Annotated in this window: 23 protein-coding genes; 19 read left to right on the top strand and 4 right to left on the bottom strand. The window is 59.6% G+C overall.

Going from position 1 to position 25,565, the window contains the following annotated elements:
* Positions 1-225 precede the first annotated feature (225 nt).
* The 11 genes from yjdN to phnP all read left to right on the top strand — a co-directional run bounded on the left by yjdN (position 226) and on the right by phnP (position 8,494).
* Positions 226-660 carry a VOC family metalloprotein YjdN gene (gene yjdN / locus AC22LX_RS19275; protein ID WP_487334148.1) on the top strand — a complete coding sequence of 145 codons (435 nt, stop codon included), beginning with the start codon at positions 226-228 and terminating at the stop codon, positions 658-660.
* A gap of 156 nt (positions 661-816) precedes the next feature.
* Positions 817-1,542: a phosphonate metabolism transcriptional regulator PhnF gene (gene phnF / locus AC22LX_RS19270; RefSeq protein ID WP_487334147.1), complete on the top strand. Its 726-nt coding sequence runs from the start codon at positions 817-819 to the stop codon at positions 1,540-1,542.
* Entirely contained in the window at positions 1,543-1,995 is a 453-nt protein-coding gene (gene phnG, locus AC22LX_RS19265; protein ID WP_045396504.1) for a phosphonate C-P lyase system protein PhnG, read from the top strand.
* Positions 1,992-2,576 carry a phosphonate C-P lyase system protein PhnH gene (gene phnH, locus AC22LX_RS19260; RefSeq protein WP_015368697.1) on the top strand — a complete coding sequence of 195 codons (585 nt, stop codon included), beginning with the start codon at positions 1,992-1,994 and terminating at the stop codon, positions 2,574-2,576. The genes phnG and phnH overlap by 4 nt, the downstream gene beginning before the upstream one ends.
* Positions 2,577-3,641, top strand: coding sequence for a carbon-phosphorus lyase complex subunit (locus AC22LX_RS19255; protein ID WP_045396506.1), 1,065 nt, complete (start codon positions 2,577-2,579; stop codon positions 3,639-3,641).
* Complete coding sequence (locus tag AC22LX_RS19250; RefSeq protein WP_015368699.1) at positions 3,634-4,482, top strand: alpha-D-ribose 1-methylphosphonate 5-phosphate C-P-lyase PhnJ; 849 nt, start codon at positions 3,634-3,636, stop codon at positions 4,480-4,482. The genes AC22LX_RS19255 and AC22LX_RS19250 overlap by 8 nt, the downstream gene beginning before the upstream one ends.
* The gene (gene phnK, locus AC22LX_RS19245) at positions 4,479-5,237 is read left to right on the top strand and encodes a phosphonate C-P lyase system protein PhnK (RefSeq protein ID WP_045396510.1); all 759 of its coding nucleotides are present in this window, start codon (positions 4,479-4,481) and stop codon (positions 5,235-5,237) included. The genes AC22LX_RS19250 and phnK overlap by 4 nt, the downstream gene beginning before the upstream one ends.
* A gap of 106 nt (positions 5,238-5,343) precedes the next feature.
* A complete protein-coding gene (gene phnL / locus AC22LX_RS19240; protein ID WP_045396513.1) occupies positions 5,344-6,024 on the top strand; it encodes a phosphonate C-P lyase system protein PhnL in 681 nt (226 codons plus the stop codon).
* Entirely contained in the window at positions 6,021-7,157 is a 1,137-nt protein-coding gene (phnM, locus tag AC22LX_RS19235; protein ID WP_045396516.1) for an alpha-D-ribose 1-methylphosphonate 5-triphosphate diphosphatase, read from the top strand. The genes phnL and phnM overlap by 4 nt, the downstream gene beginning before the upstream one ends.
* Entirely contained in the window at positions 7,157-7,720 is a 564-nt protein-coding gene (gene phnN / locus AC22LX_RS19230) for a ribose 1,5-bisphosphokinase (RefSeq protein WP_045396519.1), read from the top strand. Before phnM ends, phnN begins: the two co-directional genes overlap by 1 nt.
* Before the next feature lie 15 nt (positions 7,721-7,735).
* Positions 7,736-8,494: a phosphonate metabolism protein PhnP gene (gene phnP / locus AC22LX_RS19225; protein ID WP_047050397.1), complete on the top strand. Its 759-nt coding sequence runs from the start codon at positions 7,736-7,738 to the stop codon at positions 8,492-8,494.
* A gap of 21 nt (positions 8,495-8,515) precedes the next feature.
* Here phnP and yjdP read toward each other — a convergent pair whose 3' ends face one another.
* Both yjdP and AC22LX_RS19215 read right to left on the bottom strand, forming a co-directional pair.
* The gene (yjdP, locus tag AC22LX_RS19220) at positions 8,516-8,869 is read right to left on the bottom strand and encodes a DDRRRQL repeat protein YjdP (protein ID WP_045396524.1); all 354 of its coding nucleotides are present in this window, start codon (positions 8,867-8,869) and stop codon (positions 8,516-8,518) included.
* Between the two features lie 70 nt (positions 8,870-8,939).
* Positions 8,940-11,225 (bottom strand): ATP-binding protein, encoded by a 2,286-nt coding sequence (locus AC22LX_RS19215; protein ID WP_487334146.1) that lies wholly within the window; start codon positions 11,223-11,225, stop codon positions 8,940-8,942.
* Positions 11,226-11,414: 189 nt separating this feature from the next.
* On the opposite strand from AC22LX_RS19215, the gene AC22LX_RS19210 reads away from it, so the two are divergent.
* Genes AC22LX_RS19210 through AC22LX_RS19200 form a run of 3 tightly spaced genes read left to right on the top strand, consistent with a single transcriptional unit; the run spans position 11,415 to position 14,899 of the window.
* Positions 11,415-12,935 (top strand): sugar ABC transporter ATP-binding protein, encoded by a 1,521-nt coding sequence (locus tag AC22LX_RS19210; RefSeq protein WP_487334145.1) that lies wholly within the window; start codon positions 11,415-11,417, stop codon positions 12,933-12,935.
* Positions 12,932-13,930, top strand: a complete 999-nt coding sequence (locus AC22LX_RS19205) for an ABC transporter permease subunit (RefSeq protein WP_045380370.1) — start codon at positions 12,932-12,934, stop codon at positions 13,928-13,930. Before AC22LX_RS19210 ends, AC22LX_RS19205 begins: the two co-directional genes overlap by 4 nt.
* Before the next feature lie 27 nt (positions 13,931-13,957).
* Entirely contained in the window at positions 13,958-14,899 is a 942-nt protein-coding gene (locus AC22LX_RS19200) for an ABC transporter substrate-binding protein (RefSeq protein ID WP_045396533.1), read from the top strand.
* Positions 14,900-14,932: 33 nt separating this feature from the next.
* Here the strand turns inward: AC22LX_RS19200 and AC22LX_RS19195 are convergent, their stop codons facing one another.
* Positions 14,933-15,667 (bottom strand): response regulator, encoded by a 735-nt coding sequence (locus AC22LX_RS19195; RefSeq protein ID WP_042894288.1) that lies wholly within the window; start codon positions 15,665-15,667, stop codon positions 14,933-14,935.
* Positions 15,668-15,939: 272 nt separating this feature from the next.
* Here AC22LX_RS19195 and fdhF point away from each other — a divergent pair, with 272 nt between their 5' ends.
* Positions 15,940-18,087: a formate dehydrogenase subunit alpha gene (gene fdhF / locus AC22LX_RS19190; RefSeq protein WP_308958424.1), complete on the top strand. Its 2,148-nt coding sequence runs from the start codon at positions 15,940-15,942 to the stop codon at positions 18,085-18,087.
* Positions 18,088-18,999: 912 nt separating this feature from the next.
* Complete coding sequence (locus tag AC22LX_RS19185; protein WP_026612428.1) at positions 19,000-19,683, top strand: tetratricopeptide repeat protein; 684 nt, start codon at positions 19,000-19,002, stop codon at positions 19,681-19,683.
* Between the two features lie 35 nt (positions 19,684-19,718).
* Here the strand turns inward: AC22LX_RS19185 and gltP are convergent, their stop codons facing one another.
* Positions 19,719-21,029, bottom strand: a complete 1,311-nt coding sequence (gltP, locus tag AC22LX_RS19180; protein ID WP_047047489.1) for a glutamate/aspartate:proton symporter GltP — start codon at positions 21,027-21,029, stop codon at positions 19,719-19,721.
* Positions 21,030-21,443: 414 nt separating this feature from the next.
* Between gltP and acs the strand changes: the two genes are divergently transcribed.
* The 3 genes from acs to actP all read left to right on the top strand — a co-directional run bounded on the left by acs (position 21,444) and on the right by actP (position 25,546).
* Complete coding sequence (gene acs, locus AC22LX_RS19175) at positions 21,444-23,402, top strand: acetate--CoA ligase (RefSeq protein WP_015704069.1); 1,959 nt, start codon at positions 21,444-21,446, stop codon at positions 23,400-23,402.
* Between the two features lie 183 nt (positions 23,403-23,585).
* Entirely contained in the window at positions 23,586-23,900 is a 315-nt protein-coding gene (locus AC22LX_RS19170; protein ID WP_045398145.1) for a DUF485 domain-containing protein, read from the top strand.
* On the top strand, positions 23,897-25,546 hold the full coding sequence (gene actP / locus AC22LX_RS19165) for a cation/acetate symporter ActP (RefSeq protein WP_213292874.1): 1,650 nt from the start codon (positions 23,897-23,899) through the stop codon (positions 25,544-25,546). The genes AC22LX_RS19170 and actP overlap by 4 nt, the downstream gene beginning before the upstream one ends.
* Positions 25,547-25,565: the final 19 nt, after the last annotated feature.

Below are 25,565 nucleotides of genomic sequence, written 5' to 3'. Positions count from 1 at the left end.
CGTCCGAATATCAGCGGCGGAACGTCGCCAAATTATATCGCTCATTTCGCCAAAATTATTCCCGGAACCTTCCAGCCAAACCGCGCGATCAATTCTCATTTCGTCTCTGCCTTCCCGCCACGCGGCGACGCATTTTCAGAAAAATTCACCCCGCTTTGCCGCCTGGCTTCTTTTGCCCGTCACCAACTACGCTTTATGGGTCATTGGTTATCTGAGGTCATGGTTATGTCCCTGAGTCCTTACATTGCTTTTAGCGGCAACTGCGCTGCCGCCATCGCCTTCTATCAGCAGGCGCTGGGGGCGCAACTTATCCACCAAATCACCTACGGCGAAATGCCGCAGAGCGCCCAGGATGCCGACGATGGCTGCGCCTCCGGGCAGCATCTTGCCGCCGACTGCATCGCCCACGCCAGTCTGCAGGTCGCCGACAGTATTCTGATGCTGAGCGATAGCCCCAGTAGCGACATGGAACATTACGCGGGATTCGTCCTCGTGCTGGAGCCGAAAGATATTGCTGAAGGCAAACACTGGTTTGAGGCGCTGGCCGATGGCGGGCGCATCGAAATGGCGTGGCAGGAGACCTTCTGGGCCCACGGTTTCGGCAAAGTCGTCGATCGCTTCGGCGTGCAGTGGATGGTTAACGTCGTCAAACAACCCTAATCTTCTCTCCAGGGCGGCTTCTCCGCCCTGTCATCTCACCGGCATTAACTCTTCATCCTGCGGTCATCGTGACTTAACAGGAATGTAACAAAAACGCGTCAGTATCGGCCCACGCTCAACGGGGATCCCCAAGGTGCTTAGTGAGGCTCGATAACCATGTACTTATCCAGACATCCGACCAGTTACCCCACCCGGTATCAGGAAATTGCCGCCAGGCTTGAACAGGAGCTGCGCCATCACTATCGCTGCGGCGATTATTTGCCTGCGGAACAGCAGCTGGCGGTGCGCTTTGAAGTCAACCGCCACACCCTACGCCGGGCTATCGATCAACTGGTGGAACGCGGCTGGGTCCAGCGCCGCCAGGGCGTCGGCGTGCTGGTATTGATGCGCCCCATCGACTACCCGCTCAACGCCCAGGCACGCTTCAGCCAGAACCTGCTGGAACAAGGCAGCCACCCGACCAGCGAGAAACTGCTGTCGGTGCTGCGCCCGGCCAGCAGCCATGTCGCCGAAGCCTTTGGCATTGCCGAAGGCGAAACCGTCATTCATCTGCGCACCCTGCGCCGGGTCAACGGCGTGGCGTTGTGTTTGATTGACCACTACTTCGCCGACCTGCGCTTCTGGCCGGTGCTGCAAACCTTCACCCACGGTTCGCTACACGACCTGCTGCGCGACCAGCTCGCCATCGAACTGACCCGCGTACGCACCAAAATCAGCGCCCGCCGCGCGCAGGCGAAAGAGAGCAAGCTGCTGGAAATCCCCAATATGGCGCCGCTGCTGTGCGTACGCACGCTCAATAGCCGCGAGGGCGAGACAGTCACGACGGAGTACTCCGTTAGCCTGACCCGCGCCGACATGATTGAATTCACCATGGAGCACTGAATGCACTTCGATACCGCCACCCGCCAGCGTTGGATGTCCGTGCTGGCCCACAGTGAACCGCAGGACCTTCTGGCGCGCATGCAATCGCTGCGGCTGGCGCCGGAGTATGAATTAATTCGCGCCCCGGAAACCGGGCTGGTACAGCTCCAGGCGCGTATGGGCGGCATCGGCGATCGTTTCTTTGCCGGTGACGCCACCCTGACCCGCGCCGCCGTGCGCCTGGCCGATGGCACCCTCGGCTACAGCTGGATTTTAGGCCGCAATCGCCCACACGCCGAGCGCTGCGCGGCGATCGACGGCCTGCTGCAATCGCCTCACTATTTTCACACCTTAATGGAAACCCTCATTACCCCGCTGGAAGCACAACGCAGCGCGCGCCTCGATGCTCGTCGCGCCGAAGTCAACGCCAGCCGGGTCGACTTCTTTACTCTGGTTCGCGGAGATAACGCATGACATTACAAACCGCCTTTACCCTACCGGTGCAGGATGCCCAACACAGTTTCCGCCGCCTGCTGAAAGCAATGAGCGAGCCGGGAGTGATTGTCTCTCTGCAGCAGCTTCAGCACGGCTGGCAGCCATTGAATATCGCCTCCACCAGCTTGCTGCTGACCCTGGCCGATCACGACACCCCGGTATGGATGGCCGCCGCGCTGCATAACGATCTGGTCAGCCAAAATCTGCGCTTCCATACCGGCGCGACGCTGGTGGAACAGCCGCAGCAGGCGGTATTTGCCGTCGCCTGCGACACCATCAGCGCCGAACAGCTTAATGTCCTTTCCGCCGGTACCGTGGCGGCGCCGGAAACCGGCGTCACGCTGATTGTTCAGCTAGCCAGCCTGAGCGGCGGACGCATGCTGCGCCTGACCGGCGCGGGCATTGCCGAGGAGCGAATGATCGCCCCACAGCTGCCGGACTGCATCATCGACGAATTAACCGAACGCCCACACCCGTTCCCGCTGGGCATTGACCTGATCCTGACCTGCGGCGAGCGCCTGCTGGCTATCCCGCGTACCACCCACGTGGAGGTGTGCTAAATGTATGTTGCCGTCAAAGGCGGCGAGAAGGCGATTAGCGCCGCTCACGCCTTGCAAGAGCAGAAACGACGGGGCGATGGACGGCTTCCCGAACTGAGCGTTGACCAGATAAGCGAACAGCTCAGCCTGGCGGTGGACCGGGTGATGACCGAAGGCGGTATTGCCGACCGCGAACTGGCGGCGCTGGCGCTGAAGCAGGCCAGCGGCGATAACGTCGAAGCCATTTTCCTGCTGCGCGCCTACCGCACCACCCTGCCGCGGCTGGCGGTCAGCGAACCGGTTGATACCGCTGGAATGCGCCTCGAGCGCCGCATCTCCGCGGTGTACAAAGATATCCCCGGCGGCCAGCTGCTGGGCCCCACTTACGACTATACCCACCGCCTGCTCGATTTTACCCTGCTGGCCAACGGCGAACCGCCGTCGGTGCAGAAAGCCGGTAGCGAAACGTCGCCGACGCCGCACGTCTTCAACCTGCTGGCGCAACAGGGGCTGGCCAAAGCGGAAGCGGACTGCGGCGCGCCGCCTGACGATATCACCCGCACCCCGCCGGTCTATCCCTGCTCGCGCTCCTCGCGGCTGCAGCAGCTGGTACGCGGCGATGAAGGCTATCTGCTGGCGCTGGCCTACTCGACCCAGCGCGGCTATGGCCGCAATCACCCGTTTGCCGGCGAGATCCGCAGCGGCTACGTGCAGGTGGAAATCGTGCCGGAAGAGCTGGGTTTTAGCGTCAATATTGGCGAGCTGCTGCTGACCGAATGCGAAATGGTCAACGGCTTTGTCGATCCAGAGGATGAGCCGCCGCACTTCACCCGCGGCTACGGCCTGACGTTTGGCATGAGCGAGCGTAAAGCGATGGCCATGGCGCTGGTCGACCGCGCCCTTCAGGCGCCGGAATACGGCGAAGAGATAAGCGGACCGGCGCAGGACGAAGAGTTCGTGCTGGCGCACGCCGATAACGTTGAAGCCGCCGGCTTCGTCTCGCATCTGAAACTGCCGCACTATGTCGATTTCCAGGCCGAACTGGCGCTGTTGAAACGCCTGCAACGGGAGAACGAACGTGGCTAACCCACTGACTGGCTATAACTTTGCTTATCTTGATGAGCAAACCAAGCGCATGATCCGCCGGGCGATACTGAAAGCGGTGGCCATTCCCGGCTATCAGGTGCCCTTCGGCGGCCGCGAAATGCCGATGCCCTACGGTTGGGGTACCGGCGGGATCCAACTGACCGCCAGCGTTATCGGCGAGAACGACGTACTGAAGGTCATCGATCAGGGCGCCGATGACACCACCAACGCGGTGTCGATCCGCCAGTTCTTTAAACGCGTAACCGGTGTCGCCACCACCGAACGCACCGAAGACGCCACCCTGATCCAGACCCGCCACCGGATCCCGGAAACGCCGCTGGTGGAAGATCAGATCCTGATCTATCAGGTGCCGATCCCGGAGCCGCTGCGCTTTATCGAACCGCGCGAAACCGAAACCCGCACCATGCACGCGCTGGAAGAGTACGGCGTAATGCAGGTGAAGCTGTATGAGGATATCGCCCGCTTCGGCCACATCGCCACCACCTACGCCTATCCGGTGAAGGTGAACGGCCGCTACGTGATGGACCCTTCGCCGATCCCGAAATTCGATAACCCCAAAATGCACATGATGCCGGCGCTGCAGCTGTTCGGCGCCGGGCGCGAAAAGCGTATCTACGCGGTGCCGCCCTATACCGCAGTCGAAAGCCTCGATTTCGACGATCACCCGTTTAGCGTGCAGGAGTGGGATGAACCCTGCGCCATTTGCGGTTCGCGTCACAGCTATCTTGACGAAGTGGTGCTGGATGACAGCGGCCAGCGGATGTTTGTCTGCTCCGATACCGATTATTGCCGCCAACAGAGCGAGGCGCAGAAAAAATGAGCCAGCCGTTACTTGCAGTCAATCACCTGACCCATCTCTATGCGCCGGGCAAAGGTTTTAGCGATGTCTCTTTCGAGCTGTGGCCGGGCGAAGTGCTCGGTATCGTCGGCGAATCCGGCTCCGGTAAAACCACGCTGCTGAAAGCGATTTCCGCTCGTCTGGCGCCGCAACAGGGTGAAGTGCGGTATCAACAGCGCTCGCTGTACGCCATGAGCGAAGCCGAACGCCGCCGCCTGCTACGCACCGAATGGGGCGTTGTGCATCAGCACCCGATGGACGGCCTGCGTCGCCAGGTCTCGGCGGGCGGCAACATCGGCGAACGGCTGATGGCGACCGGCGCCCGCCACTACGGCGACATTCGCGCCACCGCCGAACGCTGGCTGCAGGAGGTGGAGATCCCGCCTTCCCGCATCGACGACCTGCCGACCACCTTTTCCGGCGGTATGCAGCAGCGCTTGCAAATCGCCCGCAATCTCGTGACGCAGCCGAAACTGGTGTTTATGGATGAACCCACCGGCGGGCTGGACGTCTCGGTACAGGCGCGCCTGCTCGATCTCCTGCGCGGGCTGGTGGTGGAGCTGGGTCTGGCGGTGGTGATCGTCACCCACGATCTCGGCGTCGCTCGCCTGCTGGCGAACCGTCTGCTGGTGATGAAACAAGGACAGGTGGTGGAAAGTGGCTTAACCGACCGGGTGCTCGACGATCCGCACCATCCTTACACCCAGCTGCTGGTGTCGTCGGTGTTGCAGAATTGATGCTGTTTTGCCGGATGCGGCTGCGCCTTATCCGGCCTACAGGTGCGTTATTCGTAGGCCGGGTAAGCGAAGCGCCACCCGGCACTCCAACCCCGAGAGGGCTAAAATGATCCGCGTTGAAAACATCCATAAAACCTTTGTTCTGCACCAACAGCACGGCGTACGTCTGCCGGTGCTCGCCGACGCTTCGCTCTCCGTTAACGCCGGGGAGTGCGTGGTGCTGCACGGCCATTCCGGCAGCGGCAAATCGACGCTGCTGCGCTCGCTGTACGCTAACTATCTGCCGGACAGCGGTCATATTCATATCCGCCACGGCGACGAATGGGTGGATCTGGTGACCGCCACGCCGCGCAAGGTGCTGGAAGTGCGTAAAACCACCATCGGTTGGGTCAGCCAGTTTCTGCGGGTGATCCCGCGGATATCCGCGCTGGAAGTCGTCATGCAGCCGCTGCTTGAGCTCGGGACGCCGCGCGAAGAGAGCGCCGCTAAAGCCGCCCGTCTGCTGAGCCATCTCAACGTGCCGGAGCGTTTGTGGCATCTGGCGCCATCCACCTTTTCCGGCGGCGAACAGCAGCGGGTCAACATCGCCCGCGGTTTTGCGGTCGACTATCCGATTTTACTCCTTGATGAACCCACCGCCTCGCTGGATGCCAACAACAGCGCCGCGGTGGTGGCGCTGATCCAGCAGGCTAAAGCCCGCGGCGCGGCCATCGTCGGTATTTTCCATGATGAAACGGTACGCGGTCAGGTCGCCGACCGCCTGCACCCAATGGGTATCACAGTATGATAATCAATAACGTAAAGCTGGTACTGGAAGACGAAACCATCGACGGTTCGCTGGAAGTGCAGGAGGGGCGGATTTACGCCTTTGCCGAAAGCCAGAGCCGGCTGCCCGGCGCCCTCGATGGCGAAGGCGGCTGGCTGCTGCCGGGGCTTATCGAACTCCATACCGATAACCTGGATAAATTCTTCACCCCGCGGCCAAAGGTTGACTGGCCTGCACACTCGGCGATGAGCAGCCATGATGCTTTGATGGTCGCCAGCGGCATCACCACCGTACTCGACGCCGTGGCGATTGGCGACGTGCGCGACGGCGGCGACCGCCTTGAGAATCTGGAAAAGATGATCAACGCGGTGGAAGAGACGCAAAAACGCGGGCTTAACCGCGCCGAGCACCGCCTGCATCTGCGCTGTGAACTGCCGCACCACACCACTCTGCCGCTGTTTGAAAAGCTGGTCGACCGCGAGCCGGTCACTCTGGTGTCGCTGATGGACCATTCGCCGGGTCAACGCCAGTTCGCCAACCGCGAAAAATATCGCGAATATTATCAGGGCAAATATCAGCTCAGCGGCGAGCAGATGGAACGCTTCGAAGAGGAGCAAATGGCGCTGGCGGCGGCCTGGTCGCAGCCTAATCGCCAGGCTATCGCCGCGATGTGCCGGGAACGCCAAATCGCTCTCGCCAGCCACGACGACGCCACTCATGAACATGTCGCCGAATCCCACCAGCTTGGCAGCGTGATCGCCGAATTTCCTACCACGTTGGCCGCCGCGCAGGCTTCGCGCCAGCACGGAATGAATGTGTTGATGGGGGCGCCGAATATCGTGCGCGGCGGCTCGCATTCCGGCAATGTCGCCGCGCATCAACTAGCCGCCAGCGGCCTGTTAGATATTCTCTCTTCCGACTACTACCCCGCCAGCCTGCTTGATGCCGCTTTCCGTATCGCCGATAGCGACGACAACGCTTTCACGCTGGCGCAGGCTATCCGTCTGGTCAGCAAACATCCGGCGCAGGCGCTGGGTCTGCATGACCGCGGCGTCATCGCCGAAGGCAAACGCGCCGATCTGGTACTGGCGCACCGCCGCGGCGAGCACGTCCATATCGATCACGTCTGGCGTCAGGGAAAGAGGGTCTTTTAATGCCTGGAAAACTGATTTGGCTGGTCGGCCCTTCCGGGTCGGGAAAAGATAGTCTGCTGGCCGCGCTGCGCCAGCGTGAGCATCCGCAACTGCTGGTCGCGCATCGCTACATCACCCGACCGCACCAGGCGGGCTGCGAGAACCATATTGCGCTGAGCGAGCATGAGTTTTTCACCCGCGCCGAGCGTAATCTTTTCGCCCTCAGCTGGCATGCCAACAATAATTACTATGGCGTCGGCGTGGAGATCGACCTCTGGCTGCATGCCGGTTTCGATGTCGTCGCCAACGGCTCGCGCGCGCATCTGGCGCAGGCGCGGGAACGTTACGATGACGTACTGGTACCGATTTGTCTCGAAGTCTCACCACAGGTGTTGCGCCAGCGGCTGGAACAGCGCGGCCGGGAAAATGCCGTGGAAATCGACCAGCGACTGCAACGCGCCGCGCGTTATAAACCGGCCGATTGCCTGACGTTGAATAACGACGGCAGCCTTGGGCAATCGGTAGAGCGTTTCTTCCAGCTGTTGCGCCAGCACGCCGGGCGTGAAGAGAATCAGCATGCCTGAGGATAAGGTAATACGATGAGCCTGACGATCCGCCTGACCGGCACCGGCGGCGCCCAGCAGGTGCCGGTCTTCGGCTGCGACTGCGCCGCCTGCCAGCGCGCCCGCGCCGATGCGCGCTATCGCCGCCGCCCCTGCAGCGCGGTGGTGCGCTTTAACCATGCGGTCACGCTGCTCGACGCCGGGCTGGCAGACCTGGCGGAACGCCAGCCCGCGGGTAGCTTCCAGCAGATTTTATTGACGCATTACCATATGGACCACGTACAGGGGCTGTTCCCCCTGCGCTGGGGCGTGGGCGATCCGATTGCGGTGTACGGCCCGCCGGATGACATCGGCTGCGACGATCTGTTTAAGCATCCCGGCATCCTCGATTTTAGCCACACCGTTACCCCCTTCACGGTATTTGAACTACAGGGGCTACAGGTCACGCCGCTGCCGTTAATCCACTCAAAGCTGACCTACGGCTATCTGCTGGAGTCGGCGCACAGCCGGGTGGCCTGGCTTGCGGATACCGCCGGGCTGCCGGAGAAGACGCTGAAGTTTTTACTTAATAATCAGCCGCAGGTGATTGTCATCGATTGCAGCTACGAGCCCAGAGCACAGGCGCCGCGCAACCACAGCGACCTGAATACCGTGCGCGCGCTGAACCAGGTACTTGGCTGCCCGCGGGTGATCCTCACTCATATCAGCCATCAGTTCGACCAGTGGATGATGGATAACTCGCTGCCGAAAGGTTTCGAGGCGGGATACGACGGTATGGAGATCGTGCTCGATTAGCCGGCAGCGTGACCGGGAAAATCAATAATCGTTGTCGAGGCGGCGCTGATCGCTTTCCAACTGGCGGCGATCGCTATCGAGCTGGCGCTGGCGCTCATCCAGCTGGCGACGGCGGTCGTCAAGCTGGCGCTGGCGATCGTTATATTGCTGCTGATTATCCCTACGCTGCTGGCGGCTGCCCTGATAGCTGCCGTCATCGTAGCGTCCGTCGTCATAGCGCCCGTCATCGTCGTCGGAACGGCTGCTGCCCGGATTGTAGGCATCGTTGATGGCTTGCTGAATATTGCCAATAGCGTCATCAATAATATCGGCGTGGGCCAATTGGCTGCTCAGCGCCAGCGTGCAAAAAAACAGAGCGGTTGCGTAACGTTTCATCGGGGCCGGTCTCATCAGGGTACTGGCGATACCTTAATCAACCCTATTTGCCGCGTGTAGCGGAGGAATCTCAAATCCGCGCCATCGCCGCACGCAACGCCTGCGCCAGCTGCATACGGGTAAAAGGCTTGCGCAGCCGTTCCACCTCCGGCAACGCCGGGTTATGCGCCGGGCGCAAATCCTGGCCGCTAATCAATAGCAGCGCCACCGCCGGGAAACGGCGTTGCGCTTCGTGAATAACCTCGGCGCCGCTCAGCCCGCCGGGGAGCATTAAATCGCTAATCAACAACGCGATATCCCCGGAGGCCGCCAGCATCTGCAGCGCCTGCTCGCCGCTTTGCGCCTCCAGCGTCAGCCAGCCCAGCTGATGCAGCTGCTCGCATAACGTCTGGCGCACATCGGCTTCATCCTCCAGCACCAGCGCTAGCCGCTCGCCGATCGCCATCGGTTCGCTATCCAACGGCGGTCGCTCCTCCTCCACCGCTGACGTGGCTCGCGGTAGCTGTAAACGTACGGTGGTGCCCTGCCCCGGCGCGCTTTCAATCGCTACGCGCCCGCCCGACTGGCGCACAAAACCGTACACCATCGACAGCCCAAGCCCGCTGCCGCTGCCGGTCTGTTTGGTAGTAAAAAAGGGCTCGAAGACCTGCGCTTTAATTTCCTGCGACATGCCGCTGCCGTGGTCAATCACCTCCAGCGCCACCATATCCTGACGTCGTCCATCGCTACGGGTGACCCGCTGGTTCCAGGTGCGTAGCGCGATAATGCCTGACCGCCCCTCCATGGCGTCGCGGGCGTTCATCACCAGGTTGATGATGGCGTTTTCCAGTTGTCCGACATCGATCCATGCCGGCCAGGCAGGCGACTGTGCTTCAATTTCGAGACGCAAAGAGGCAGGCAGCGAATGGCGCATCAGCTCGCAGACGTTCTCCAGCAATGGCTGTAGCGCCACCGCCTGCGGGTTCAGCGCCTGTTTACGCGAAAAGGCCAGCAGCCGCTGAGTGAGTAAGGCGCCGCGTTCGGCAGCCTTCAGCGCCCGCGATATCCGCGGCGCATCGCGCTCATCCGGCTGTACCAGTTCGAGGCTGCCGATAATAACCGCCAGCAGGTTGTTAAAATCGTGCGCCAGGCCGCCGGTAAGCTGGCCGACGGCTTTCATTTTTTGGCTATGCAGCAGCGCCTCCTCCAGCCCCTGTCGCTCAAGGCGGTCAATCTCCATCTGGGTGGTTTTCTCCCGCAGCAGGCGGGTAGTGTGTTCAAGGGAAGCGGTATTGCGGGCGAAAACGTTAAAGGCGCGCGCCAGTTCGCCAAGCTCATCGCGCCGCTGCAGAGCCGGCACCGTCACATTCTGCTCGCCGTGCGCCAGCCGCGACATCGCGCCGGATATCGCGTTCAGATTAAGGCCGAGATTACGATAGATATACCAGCCCGCACAGCCGGTAATCGCCAGCGCCAGCAGCGCCGCCAGCAGGATAAACGCGCTGATGGAGCGCAACTGCTGGTGGCTTTGCGCCGCTCGCGCCTCAGATGCCTGGGCAACTCTGGCAACATACTGATTAATATCATCATTAAGCAGCGCAACCAGCGCTTTAATATGAAACATATACCAGCCGATCGCCAGATCGCTCTCTTCAAGCTGCGCCGATAGCGGCGCCAGCCGCGCCAGCTCGGCGTTGAAATCCGGCAGGATAAACGCCCGCTCAGAATCGCTATCATTACGCGGTAAAAAGCGTCTGATGTCATCGAGCTGCAGAACGATCGAGCGCGGCGTGGCGGTGTGTATCGCGGCGACGATCAGCCGGTCCATTTCGTTTAAACGCTGAGGATCGATCGCCGGTTTACCCTCGCGATCGTTGAGATCCTGCAAATGGCGCAAATAGCTCTGGTTTTGATACAGCGCGCTCAGCAGTTCATTACGCTGCAGATGGCGGCGTTGCCCGCGCTCCAGCATGCCGGCGACGCTCTGCTGCAGCTCGTTGCTGCGGCGGATAATGCTCGCCACCAGCGTCTGTTCCTGCCGCGCCAGCGGCGCCGAAGCCAGTTGGCTCAGCGAATGCTTCAGCGCCTGTTGGGTTTCCAGCAGACGTTCCGCTTCGCTTTTATACTCCAGCGCGCCTACTACCTGCGACAGTCGCACCGCCGCGGTAGCGACGTTCGCGGTATCGCGCGCCAGATTCATACTGCCGCTCATGTCGCTGAGCGTTTGCTGCTGTACCTGCTCCTGCAACTGGCTGGCATGGCGAAAACCAAATATCGCCACCCCGGCGACCATTAACGTCACCGCCACCATCAACAAGTTAAATGACAGCAGGCGACCGCGGGCGCTAACGAAAAAATGCGGGTGATGGGAAGACATAGCGGCTCCGGTCTGGCGTTTTCTCCCATCATTCCCGGACTGTCGCCGAAGGTGAAGAAAATTTCACTGCGTAATTGTGATCTGCATTAACTATTCAAAAATATGACAATTATGAATGGCCGATGACATCACTCATTTACGTTGCGGTGATGAAGTGCCGATATCGATAACGCAGCCAGGAGAGCAGGCATGCAGGGAACACCGGTGCTATCCATGCGCAACATCGCCAAAGTTTTCGGCAAGTTTTATGCGCTGAAAGGGGTGGATCTGACGGTCTGGCCCGGCGAGATCCACGCGCTGATGGGCGAAAACGGCGCGGGAAAAAGCACGTTGATGAAGATCCTCGCCGGCGCCTATACCGCCTCCAGCGGCGAGATCCTGATCGACGGACAACCGCAGACGATCAGAGGCCCGAAAGATGCGCTGGCGGCGGGGATCACCTTGATCTATCAGGAGATGCAGCTGGCGCCGAACCTCACCGTCGCGGAAAACATTTTCCTCGGCAGCGAGCTTTCCCGCGGCGGTCTGGTACAACGCAAAGAGATGGAGTCCCAGGCGCAGGCGGTTATCGACCGGCTCGGCGCGCAGTTCAAAGCCAGCGACCGGGTGATGAAGCTGACTATCGCCGAACAGCAGCAGGTGGAAATCGCCCGCGCGCTGCATCGCAACAGCCGCATTCTGGTGATGGATGAGCCCACCGCCGCCCTCTCCTCGCGGGAAACGCAGCGCCTGTTTGAGCTGATTTTGCGCCTGCGCGATGAAGGGATGGCGATCATCTATATCAGCCACCGCATGGCGGAGGTGTATGAACTCTCCGACCGGGTCAGCGTGCTGCGCGATGGCCAGTACGTCGGCAGCCTCACCCGCGATCGCCTTAGCGCCCCCGAATTAGTGCGCATGATGGTTGGCCGCCCGCTCAGCGATCTGTTCAATAAAGAGCGCGATATCCCGCGCGGCCAGCCACGCCTGCGGGTGCAGGATCTTAGCGACGGCGGCAAAGTGTATCCCAGCAGCCTGGTGGTGCACGCCGGGGAAATCGTTGGCCTGGCCGGGCTGGTCGGCGCCGGGCGTTCCGAACTGGCGCAGCTGATTTTCGGCGTCCGCAAAGCCACCGCCGGGGTGATTGAAATCGACGGCGAACCGGTGGTTATTCACTCGCCGCGCGAAGCTATCGACCTCGGGATCGGCTTTCTGACCGAAAACCGTAAGGAACAGGGGCTGTTCCTCGAACTGGCGGCGCAGGAGAACATCACCATGGCGACGCTTGAGCGCGACGCCAATTGGGGAATGCTCGACCGTAAGAAAGCGCAAACTATCTCCGATGACGCCATCCAACTGCTGAACATCCGCGTCCCGCATGCTCAGGTGCGCGCCGGCGGGCTTTCCGGCGGCAATCAGCAAAAGCTGCTGATTTCACGCTGGGTGGCGATCGGCCCGCGCATTCTCATCCTGGATGAACCGACCCGCGGCGTTGACGTCGGCGCCAAAAGCGAGATTTACCGCATCATGAATCAGATGGCCCGCCAGGGCGTCGCCATTTTAATGATCTCCAGCGAATTGCCGGAAATCGTAGGCATGAGCGACCGGGTATACGTGATGCGCGAAGGCGCTATCGCCGGCGAGTTGCAGGTTGGCGAGATTAGTCAGGAAAGCATTATGACGCTGGCGACCGGCGTGAACGATTCTCACCTTAAGGCAGGACAAGCATGAGCATACCGAAAGAGACCTCCGCGCCGGCGGCGAAATCCGCCTCGGCAAAAAAAATGCTGATGGGCGACCTGATGCAAACCGTCGGCATCCTGCCGATTTTAATCCTGATCGTCGCGGTGTTCGGCTTCGTCGCGCCGAACTTCTTTACCGAAAGCAACCTGCTGAATATTACCCGCCAGTCCTCTATCAACATCGTGCTGGCGGCGGGGATGACCTTTATTATTCTTACCGGCGGTATCGATCTGTCGGTGGGGTCAATTCTCGGCACCACCGCGGTTGCGGCGATGGTGGTATCGCTCATCCCGCAATTCGCGATGCTGTCGATTCCGGCGGCCCTGATGCTTGGTCTGCTGCTTGGGCTGTTCAACGGCGCGCTGGTGGCCTTCGCCGGGCTACCGCCGTTTATTGTCACCCTTGGCACTTACACCGCGCTGCGCGGCGCCGCCTATCTGCTGGCCGACGGCACCACGGTGATTAACTCCGATATTAGCTTTGAGTGGATCGGCAATAACTATCTCGGCCCGGTGCCGTGGCTGGTGGTGATTGCGCTGGCGGTCGTGGCGGTATGCTGGTTTATCCTGCGCCGCACCACCCTCGGTATTCATATCTACGCCGTCGGCGGCAATATGCAAGCGGCGCGGCTGACGGGAATTAAAGTCTGGCTGGTGCTGCTGTTCGTCTATGGCATGAGCGGGCTGCTTTCCGGGCTCGGCGGGGTGATGAGCGCCTCGCGGTTGTACAGCGCCAACGGCAACCTCGGCGTCGGCTATGAGCTGGACGCCATTGCCGCGGTGATCCTCGGCGGCACCAGTTTCGTCGGCGGTATCGGCACCATCACCGGTACGCTGGTAGGAGCGCTGATTATCGCCACTCTTAACAATGGTATGACGCTGATGGGCGTCTCCTACTTCTGGCAATTGGTGATCAAAGGGGCGGTGATCATCATAGCGGTGCTGATCGACAAATACCGTACCCGACACCATCAAAGTGCATAACAACATCTTACCTGCGAGGAAAAGCGAATGCGTTTAAAACCGATAGTGACCGCGCTATGTGCCGGCGCGCTGCTGGCCACCTCCCCTTTTGCGTCGGCCAAAGATCTACAAGCGATAGGCGTGACGGTGGGCGACCTCGCCAACCCGTTTTTCGTGCAAATCACCAAGGGGGCCGAGCTGGAAGCGCGCAAGCTGGCGGGGGACAAAGTGAAGGTCACGCTGGTGTCGAGCGGCTACGACCTGGGACAGCAGGTAGCGCAGATCGATAATTTTATCGCCGCCAAAGTCGATATGATCATCCTCAACGCCGCTGATTCAAAAGGTATCGGCCCGGCGGTGAAGCGGGCGAAAGAGGCCGGGATCGTGGTGGTGGCGGTTGACGTCGCCGCCGAAGGCGCCGATGCCACCATCACCTCCGATAACACCCAGGCGGGCGCGATGGCCTGTAAATACATTAGCGATCGCCTGAACAACAAAGGCAACGTGGTGATTATCAACGGACCGCCGGTTTCCGCGGTGCAGAACCGCGTCGAAGGCTGCGAAACCGAATTCAAAAAACATCCGGATATCAAAATCCTCTCCGCCAACCAGAACGCTAAAGGCAGCCGCGAAGGCGGGCTGGAAGTGATGACATCGCTGCTGGCGGCGAATCCGAAGATTGACGGCGTGTTCGCGATTAACGATCCAACGGCGATTGGCGCCGATCTGGCGGCGAAACAGGCGCAACGTAATGAGTTCTTTATCGTGGGCGTCGACGGCAGCCCGGACGGCGAAGAGGCGCTGAAGCGTAAGAATTCGCTGTTCGTCGCCACGCCGGCGCAGGACCCGCAGGTCATGGCGGCGAAGGCGGTGGAAATCGGTTATGACATTCTGCAGGGCAAGCCCGCGCCAGCCGCGCCGGTGCTGATCCCGGTGAAGATGATCGATAAAAATAACGTCAGCAGCTACAAGGGCTGGACGGTGAAATAACGCAGCAAAGCGGCTGACGGGTCTCTTTTCGCCCTACGCCGCTTTGTCGTTATGGATAACGTCAGCGGCGAAAACGTAGCCCAGCCCGCGCAGGGTTTTAATCAACGTGGGCTGATGCGGATTGACCTCAACTTTACGCCGCAGGCGCATGATCAGCACATCGATCGTGCGGTCGAATACTTCCATGCTCTCATTATGGGTCAGCGCCAGCAGCTGTTCACGGTTCAGAACCCGGCGGGCGTTTTGCGCCAGCGCCAGCAACAACCCATACTCCCCCTGGGTTAACGCCACGCTCTGCTGCTGGGGATTAAACAGCTCACAGCGGCGGGTATCCAGTCGCCAGCCGTTAAACAACAGCCCATGCTCCCCGCCCGGCACGAGGCTTTCCGCGCCGATCGCCCCGCTGCGCCGCAGCACCGCCTTTACGCGCGCCACCACTACCCGGGCATTAAACGGTTTGGCGATGTAATCGTCGGCGCCCATTTCCAGCCCGACCACCACATCCGATTCGCTTCCCAGGCCGGAAAGCATTATCACCGGTAGCTCAGGCCGCGTGCGCTGCAGCTGTTGTAACACCAGCAAACCATTGGTATCCGGCAGGATCATATCCAGCAGCACCAGCGCGATATCTGCGCGCCGGGCGACCGTCGCCAGCGCTTCGCCGCCGTTCTGGCAGGCCACCACCTCGAACGCGTGGGCGCCGAGCACGTCGCCCAGCAGCTCGCAGATCGCGGTGTCATCATCAATCACTAAAATGACCGGTTTCATGGTTTACCTCTGCCTGGCGGGAATAGTGTCAGTCTGGTCGATTGTGCAAGCGGGCGACGACAAATCCATTTTTCGCTGCCGTTTTTATAATCGGCGTCACATCTCCGGGCTTTTCGTCACGTCAAAACTGACGATGACCTGTTTTTCGTCAGCATTTCGCCCAAAAAAGCCGCGTACTATCCGTTAATACCCACAATGAAAACATGGCATAGAAGATGCATAGTGACGGTCGATTGCGCGTCAGCGCTAATTGATTAACTGGAGCAAAACCGATGAAAAAAGTCGTCACGGTTTGCCCGTATTGCGCATCAGGTTGCAAAATCAACCTGGTGGTCGATAACGGCAAAATCGTCCGGGCTGAGGCGGCGCAGGGGAAAACCAATCAGGGAACCCTGTGTCTGAAAGGCTATTATGGCTGGGACTTCATTAACGATACCCAGATCCTGACCCCGCGTCTCAAAACCCCCATGATCCGTCGCCAGCGTGGCGGCAAACTGGAAGCCGTCTCCTGGGACGAGGCGCTCGATTACGTCGCCACCCGCCTTGGCGCCATTAAAGAAAAATATGGCCCGGACGCGATCCAGACCACCGGCTCCTCCCGCGGGACCGGTAATGAAACCAACTACGTGATGCAAAAATTCGCGCGCGCCGTTATTGGTACCAATAACGTCGACTGCTGCGCTCGCGTCTGACACGGCCCTTCGGTTGCAGGTCTGCACCAGTCGGTCGGTAACGGCGCCATGAGTAATGCCATCACGGAGATTGATAACACCGATTTGGTGTTTATCTTCGGTTACAACCCGGCGGATTCCCACCCTATCGTGGCGAATCACGTCATTAACGCCAAACGCAACGGGGCGAAAATCATCGTCTGCGACCCGCGCAAGATTGAAACCGCGCGCATCGCCGACATGCACATCGCGCTGAAGAACGGCTCGAATATCGCGCTGCTCAACGCCATTGGCCACGTTATTATTGAAGAGGATCTGTACGATAAATCCTTCGTCGCCAGCCGTTCCGAGGGCTTCGAGGAGTATCGCAAAATCGTCGAAGGCTACACGCCGGAGTCGGTGGAAGAGATAACCGGCGTCAGCGCTCAGGAGATCCGCGCCTGCGCCCGGATGTACGCCAGCGCCAAATCCGCCGCCATCCTATGGGGCATGGGCGTCACCCAGTTCTACCAGGGCGTGGAGACCGTGCGGTCACTGACCAGCCTCGCGATCCTCACCGGCAACCTCGGCAAGCCGAGCGTCGGCGTCAACCCGGTGCGCGGGCAGAACAACGTCCAGGGCGCCTGCGATATGGGCGCGCTGCCGGATACCTATCCGGGCTACCAGTACGTTAAGTTCCCGGAAAACCGCGAGAAGTTCGCTAAAGCCTGGGGCGTCGACAGCCTGCCGGAACATACCGGCTACCGCATCAGCGAGCTGCCGCACCGCGCCGAACACGGCGAAGTCCGCGCCGCCTATATTATGGGCGAGGATCCGCTGCAGACCGATGCCGAGCTTTCCGCGGTGCGCAAGGCGTTTGAACAGCTGGAACTGGTTATCGTCCAGGATATTTTCATGACCAAAACCGCCGCCGCGGCCGACGTCATCCTGCCGTCCACCTCGTGGGGCGAGCACGAAGGCGTGTATACCGCAGCGGACCGCGGCTTCCAGCGCTTCTTTAAAGCGGTGGAGCCGAAGTGGGACCTGAAAACCGACTGGCAGATCATCAGCGAAATCGCCACCCGGATGGGCTATCCGATGCACTACAACAATACCCAGGAGATCTGGGATGAGTTGCGGCATCTGTGCCCGGACTTCTACGGCGCCACCTATGAAAAAATGGGCGAGCTCGGCTACGTCATGTGGCCATGCCGCGATGAGTCCGACGCTGACCAGGGGACGTCGTATCTGTTTAAAGAGAAGTTCGATACCCCCAACGGGCTGGCGCAGTTCTTCACCTGCGACTGGGTCGCGCCGATCGATAAGCTCACCGACGAGTACCCGATGGTGCTCTCAACGGTGCGCGAGGTCGGTCACTACTCCTGCCGTTCGATGACCGGCAACTGTGCGGCGCTGGCGGCGCTGGCGGATGAACCGGGCTATGCGCAAATCAACACCGCCGACGCCGAACGGTTAGGCATCGAGGATGAAGCGCTGGTGTGGGTCAACTCGCGTAAGGGGCGCATCATCACCCGCGCGCAGGTCAGCGATCGGCCGAATAAAGGCGCGGTATACATGACCTACCAGTGGTGGATTGGCGCCTGTAACGAGCTGGTGTCGGAGAACCTGAGCCCGATAACCAAAACGCCGGAGTACAAGTACTGCGCGGTTAACGTTGAGCGGATTGCCGATCAGCGCGCGGCGGAGCAGTACGTGATCGACGAGTACAACAAGCTGAAAGCCCGCCTGCGCGAAAGCGCGATGGGTTAAGGTTCGGCGGCCATACCAACCCTCCCCCGGTAGCGCTTACGCTTACCGGGGCTACTAACCGACTACCGAACCGTAGCCCGGATAAGGCGCTGTGCGCCGCTACCCGGGAACCCTCCCCGGTAGCGCTTACGCTTACCGGGGCTACCGACCGACTACCGAACCGTAACCCGGATAAGGCGCCATGTGCCGCTATCCGGGAATCCTCCGCCGGTGGCGCTTACGCTTACCGGGGCTACTAACCGACTACCGAACCGTAGCCCGGATAAGGCGCTATGCGCCGCTATCCGGGAACCCTCCCCGGTGGCGCTTACGCTTACCGGGGCTACCAACCGACTACCGAACCGTAGCCCGGATAAGGCGCCATGCGCCGCCATCCGGGAACCCTCCCCGGTGGCGCTTACGCTTACCGGGGCGACCAACCGACTACCGAACCGTAGCCCGGATAAGGCGCTGTGCGCCGCTACCCGGGAACCCTCCCCGGTAGCGCTTACGCTTACCGGGGCTACCGACCGACTACCGAACCGTCGCCCGGATAAGGCGCTATACGCCGCTATCCGGGAACCCTCCCCGGTAGCGCTTACGCTTACCGGGGCTACCGACCGACTACCGAACCGTAACCCGGATAAGGCGCCATGTGCCGCTATCCGGGAACCCTCCCCGGTGGCGCTTACGCTTACCGGGGCTACCAACCGACTACCGAACCGTAGCCCGGATAAGGCGCCATGCGCCGCTATCCGGGAACCCTCCCCGGTGGCGCTTACGCTTACCGGGGCTACCGACCGACTACCGAACCGTAGCCCGGATAAGGCGCTGTGCGCCGCTATCCGGGTATTCACCCCGCTAATTCCCGCCATTTTCTTCTTTTCCGTCGCCCTTTATACTGCGGGGGTCTTCCTTACTGATAATAAAAAAATGAAATACCTCTATTTACTGCTGGCGCTGACAAGCTTCGCCGCAGACGCTGCGGATCCGGGCAGCCAATACCAACAGCAGGCCGAAGCCGGCGACCCGCGCGCGCAGTTTTATCTGGCGGATACCTGGGTTAGCTCCGGCAACTACCAACAGGCCGAATACTGGGCGCAGAAAGCGGCGGCGCAGGGCGATGGCGACGCAATGGCGCTGCTGGCTCAGCTTAAAATCCGTAACCCGCAGCAGGCCGACTATCAACAGGCGCGACAGCTAGCGGAAAAATCCGTGCAGGCCGGCAGCAAGGCCGGCGAGATTATCCTCGCCCGGGTGCTGGTCAATCAGCAGGCCGGACCCACCGATTATGCGCACGCCATCAGACTGCTGCAGGATGCGGCCAAAGATGAAGAGAGCGACTCCGCCGTCGATGCGCAGATGCTGCTGGGGCTTATCTACGCCAGCGGCGTGCTGCCGCCGGAAGATGACCTCAAGGCCGCGCAGTACTTCAAAGGCAGCTCGGCGCTTTCACGCACCGGCTATGCCGAATACTGGGCAGGGATGATGTTCCAGCAGGGAGAGAAAGGTTTTATCGAACCAAACCCGCAAAAAGCGCTGCACTGGCTTAACGTCAGCTGTCAGGAGGGGTTTGATACCGGATGTGAAGAGTTCGACAGGATAACCAAAGGCTAAAAAAAGCCCGGCGCGAATGGCCGGGCTCTGACATCTTATTGGGCGGTTTTATCAAACTTGCCCAGCACTTCGCGTTCATACGCCAGCGCTTTCTTACGGTCAAACTTGTGTTCCCACTTGGCGATAACCAGCACCGCCAGCGCGTTGCCGACCACGTTCAGCGCGGTACGCGCCATATCGAGGATACGGTCGACGCCGGCAATAAACGCCAGCCCTTCCAGCGGGATCCCCACGCTACCCAGGGTCGCCAGCAGCACCACGAAGGAGACGCCCGGTACGCCCGCGATGCCTTTTGAGGTCACCATCAGCGTCAACACGAGAGTGATTTCCTGCCACAGGGAGAGTTCGATACCGTACAGCTGGGCGATGAAGATCGCCGCGATGCTTTGATATAGCGTCGAACCATCGAGGTTAAAGGAGTAGCCGGTCGGCACCACAAAACTAGTGATTGAGGCCGGCGCGCCGTAGGCTTCCATTTTCTCAATGATACGCGGCAGTACGCTCTCGGAGCTCGCGGTGGAGTAAGCCAGAATCAGCTCGTCTTTGAGGATACGAATCAGGATCCAGATGCTCAGCCCACATACCCGCGCCACGATACCCAGCACCACTAGCGCGAAGAACAGAATCGCGAAGTAAACCAGGATAACCAGCTTAGCCAGCGGCCACAGCGAAGCGAAGCCGAAGGTGGCGACGGTCACCGAGATCAGGGCAAAGACCCCGACCGGCGCATAGCGCATTACCATGTGCGTCACTTTAAACATGGTTTCGGAGATAGAGCGGAACACGGTCACCAGCGGCTCGCGGTGAGTAGACGGCAGGGAAGAAAGCCCCAGGCCGAACAGCACCGAGAAGAAGATAATCGGCAACATATCGCCTTTCGCCATCGAGGCAACGATGTTGGTCGGCACCAGCGACAGGATGGTTCCCATCAGGCCATGCGCGTGACTCTGCACTTCCGCGGTGGTGTTCTGATATTTCGAGATATCGACCGCCGCCAGCTGCGACATATCAATGCCGCTGCCCGGCTGGAAGACGTTCGCCAGGGTGATCCCCAGTACAATCGCCACCGTGGTGATCACTTCAAAATAGATGATGGTCTTGGCGCCGATGCGGCCCAGTTGCTTAGCGTCGCCTACGCCCGCAATGCCCACCACCAGCGTCGAGATGACAATCGGAACGACAATCATTTTAATCAGGTGGATAAAGATATCGCCCGCCGGGGTCAGGAGGTTTGAGATTAACCAATCACGGCTTTCGGCGTGGTAATGCAGGTAGCTGCCCAGAAGTATGCCAAGCACCAGGGCTAGCAAAATCTGCCAGGCCAGGCTGACTTTTGTTTTTTTCATCACTACTGACTTCCTCAATGAAAGGCACCATTCCGGGAGGTAATGGCACCCACTGAAAGGGGTATGAATTGTGTTGCGTTGCTTTATGGGGTTATTTAACGCGCAATATCAGTATCATTTGCACGGCATGCTGCGCAAGCCTTTAAGAACAGCGCTTTCCTCTGGTTTTCTGCATAAATCCGCCCATTTCAGCGCATTACATTGCATAAGTATTTGTTATAAAAAATATTTAACACATTCAGTTTCTATAAATACAGCAAATGAATTATTTCATTTCAAAGTTTCATTTGATTGAATTTCATTCAGTTTAATCAATGCGTGATCTGCCCCCCAAATAGTAAACAAAGCTCATAAAGCCCCTATTCTTAACGGTTATTTGACATATATTTAACAAGTTAAAGGAGAAAAAAAGCCATGAGCCAAATACATAAACACCCTATTCCCGCAGAGATTGCGGAACATTGCCTGATGAATCCGCAACAGTACCAGGTGAACTACCAACAATCCATCACCAACCCAGATGCCTTCTGGGGCGAGCAGGGCAAAATCCTCGACTGGATTAAGCCCTATACGCAGGTAAAAAATACCTCTTTCGCGCCGGGAAACATCTCCATCAAATGGTATGAAGATGGCACCCTGAACCTCGCGGCCAACTGTCTCGACCGCCACCTGCACGAGCGCGGCGACCAGACCGCGATTATCTGGGAAGGCGACGACGCCAGCCAGAGTAAAAACATCACTTATCGCCAGCTCCATCGCGATGTTTGCCGTTTTGCCAACGTATTGCTCGATCTGGGCATTAAAAAAGGCGATGTCGTTGCTATCTATATGCCGATGGTGCCGGAAGCCGCCGTGGCCATGCTGGCCTGCGCGCGCATCGGCGCCATCCACTCGGTAATCTTCGGCGGCTTTTCGCCGGAAGCGGTTGCCGGACGCATTATCGACTCCAGCGCTCGCCTGGTGATCACCTCTGACGAAGGATTACGCGCCGGTCGCGCCATCCCGCTGAAGAAAAACGTCGACGATGCGCTGAAAAATCCGCACGTCACCAGCATCGAGCACGTGGTGGTCCTCAAGCGCACCGGCGGCAAAATCGACTGGCAGGAAGGTCGCGATCTGTGGTGGAGCGATCTGATTGAAAAAGCGGATGACCAGCATGAAGCGGTGGAAATGAACGCCGAAGACCCGCTCTTTATCCTCTATACCTCCGGTTCGACCGGCAAGCCGAAAGGCGTACTGCACACCACCGGCGGCTACCTGGTGTATGCGGCGACCACCTTCAAATACGTCTTTGATTACCATCCGGGCGATATCTACTGGTGCACCGCCGATGTGGGCTGGGTCACCGGTCACAGCTACCTACTGTACGGCCCGCTGGCCTGCGGCGCCACCACGCTGATGTTTGAAGGCGTGCCAAACTGGCCGACCCCGGCGCGCATGTGCCAGGTGGTGGACAAACATCAGGTCAATATTCTCTACACCGCGCCGACGGCGATCCGCGCGCTGATGGCGGAAGGCGACAAAGCTATCGAAGGTACCGATCGTTCTTCACTGCGCATTCTCGGCTCGGTCGGCGAGCCGATTAACCCGGAAGCCTGGGAGTGGTACTGGAAGAAGATCGGCAACGAGAAGTGCCCGGTGATGGACACCTGGTGGCAGACCGAAACCGGCGGCTTCATGATAACCCCGCTGCCGGGCGCCACCGAACTGAAAGCCGGTTCCGCCACGCGTCCATTCTTTGGCGTCCAGCCGGTACTGGTGGACAACGAAGGGACGCCGCTGGAAGGCGCGACCGAGGGCAATCTGGCGATTGCCGACTCCTGGCCTGGCCAGGCGCGTACCCTGTTTGGCGATCATGAGCGCTTCGAGCAGACCTATTTCTCAACCTTTAAAAATATGTACTTTAGCGGCGACGGCGCCCGTCGCGACGAAGATGGTTACTACTGGATCACCGGTCGCGTCGATGACGTACTGAACGTCTCCGGCCACCGTCTGGGCACCGCGGAAATTGAATCCGCGCTGGTCTCGCATCCGAAAATCGCCGAAGCGGCGGTGGTTGGTATTCCGCATAATATCAAAGGCCAGGCCATCTACGCTTACGTGACGCTGAATCACGGCGAAGAGCCGACGCCGGAACTGTATGCCGAAGTACGTAACTGGGTGCGCAAAGAGATTGGCCCGCTGGCGACGCCGGATGTACTGCACTGGACCGACTCGTTGCCGAAAACCCGCTCCGGCAAAATCATGCGCCGTATTCTGCGTAAGATTGCCGCTGGCGATACCAGTAATCTCGGGGATACCTCGACGCTGGCCGATCCGGGCGTAGTGGACAAACTGCTCGAAGAGAAGCAGGCCATTGCGATGCCTTCTTAACACGATACCTACCCCCCTCTCCCTCTCTGGAGGGAGAGGTTAAAAACATAAACCCCCCCCAAGGATTCTGTTCAGCAGGAAAGCGGTAAACCAGCGGCTACTCGACGTAATAACGTCGGGCGGGTCACTGTTGCCGACGGATAGCCGATGGATGACATAAGGGTTACCTCTGGAGACGCTAAGATGAATGAACAAATTTGTCAGCGGATAGAAAATAGTGCGCATTTCAGGGAGTTAGTTGCATCACGGCAACGGTTTGCCGCCATTCTGTCAGTCATTATGTTGGTCATTTACGTAGGCTTTATTTTGCTTATCGCCTTCGCGCCCGGCTGGCTTGGGACGCCGCTGCATGAAGGCACCAGCGTCACCCGCGGCATCCCTATTGGTATCGGCGTCATTATCATCTCCTTCGTTCTGACCGGCATTTACGTCTGGCGGGCAAACGGCGAATACGACAAGTTGACCAAAAGCGTGATTAGCGAGGTGCAAGCATCATGAAAAAAGTCCTGACGGCGCTTGCCGCCACGCTCCCTTTCGCCGCCAACGCCGCCGATGCCATTACCGGCGCGGTGCAGCGTCAGCCGACCAACTGGCAGGCGATTATCATGTTCGTGATTTTCGTCGCCCTGACGCTGTATATCACTTACTGGGCGTCAAAACGCGTGCGTTCGCGCAGCGATTACTACACCGCGGGCGGCAATATCACCGGTTTCCAGAACGGTCTGGCGATCGCCGGCGACTTTATGTCCGCGGCCTCGTTTCTCGGCATTTCCGCGCTGGTGTACACTTCCGGCTACGACGGTTTGATCTACTCGCTCGGCTTCCTTGTCGGCTGGCCGATTATCCTGTTCCTGATCGCCGAACGCCTGCGTAACCTCGGTCGCTACACCTTTGCCGACGTAGCCTCTTATCGCCTGAAGCAGGGGCCGATTCGCACTCTCTCCGCCTGCGGTTCGCTGGTGGTGGTGGCGCTGTATCTGATTGCGCAGATGGTTGGCGCCGGCAAACTCATCCAGTTGCTGTTCGGCCTCAACTACCACGTTGCGGTGGTGCTTGTCGGCGTGCTGATGGTGTTGTACGTGCTGTTTGGCGGCATGCTCGCCACCACCTGGGTGCAGATTATCAAAGCGGTCCTGCTACTGTTCGGCGCCAGCTTTATGGCCTTTATGGTGATGAAGCACGTTGGTTTCAGCTTCAATAATCTGTTCACTGAAGCGATGGCGGTGCACCCGAAAGGGGTGGCGATCATGAGCCCCGGCGGGCTAGTGAAAGACCCGATATCGGCGCTATCGCTCGGTCTCGGCTTGATGTTCGGTACCGCGGGCCTGCCCCATATTCTGATGCGTTTCTTCACCGTCAGCGACGCCAAAGAAGCGCGTAAGAGCGTGTTCTACGCCACCGGTTTTATGGGTTACTTCTATATCCTGACCTTTATCATCGGCTTCGGCGCGATCATGCTGGTGGGGGCGAATCCGGCGTTTAAAGATGCGGCAGGACAGCTCATCGGCGGCAACAACATGGCGGCGGTGCATCTGGCGGATGCCGTCGGCGGTAACCTGTTCCTCGGCTTTATCTCGGCGGTGGCGTTCGCCACGATTCTGGCGGTGGTCGCCGGACTGACGCTGGCGGGGGCATCGGCGGTCTCTCACGATCTTTACGCTAACGTGTTCCGCAAAGGCGCGACCGAACGTCAGGAGCTGAAGGTATCGAAAATTACCGTGCTGATCCTCGGCGTGGTAGCGATTCTGCTGGGGATTTTGTTCGAAAACCAGAATATCGCCTTCATGGTCGGCCTGGCGTTCTCTATCGCCGCCAGCTGTAACTTCCCGATTATCCTGCTGTCGATGTACTGGTCGAAGCTGACCACCCGCGGCGCGATGATCGGCGGCTGGCTCGGCCTGCTGACCGCGGTAATTTTAATGATCCTTGGCCCGACCATTTGGGTACAGATCCTCGGTCACGAGAAAGCCGTCTTCCCGTATGAATACCCGGCGCTATTCTCCATCGCCATCGCGTTCATCGGCATCTGGCTATTCTCGATTACCGATAACTCCGCAGAAGGGATGCGCGAGCGCGAGCAGTTCCGCGCCCAGTTTATCCGTTCACAAACCGGTATCGGTATCGAACGCGGCCAGGCGCACTAATGGTATCGGCCTCTTCCTC

It is taken from the genome of Klebsiella sp. PK01 (assembly GCF_057624675.1).
This window is presented reverse-complemented; position numbering and strand designations above follow the sequence as displayed.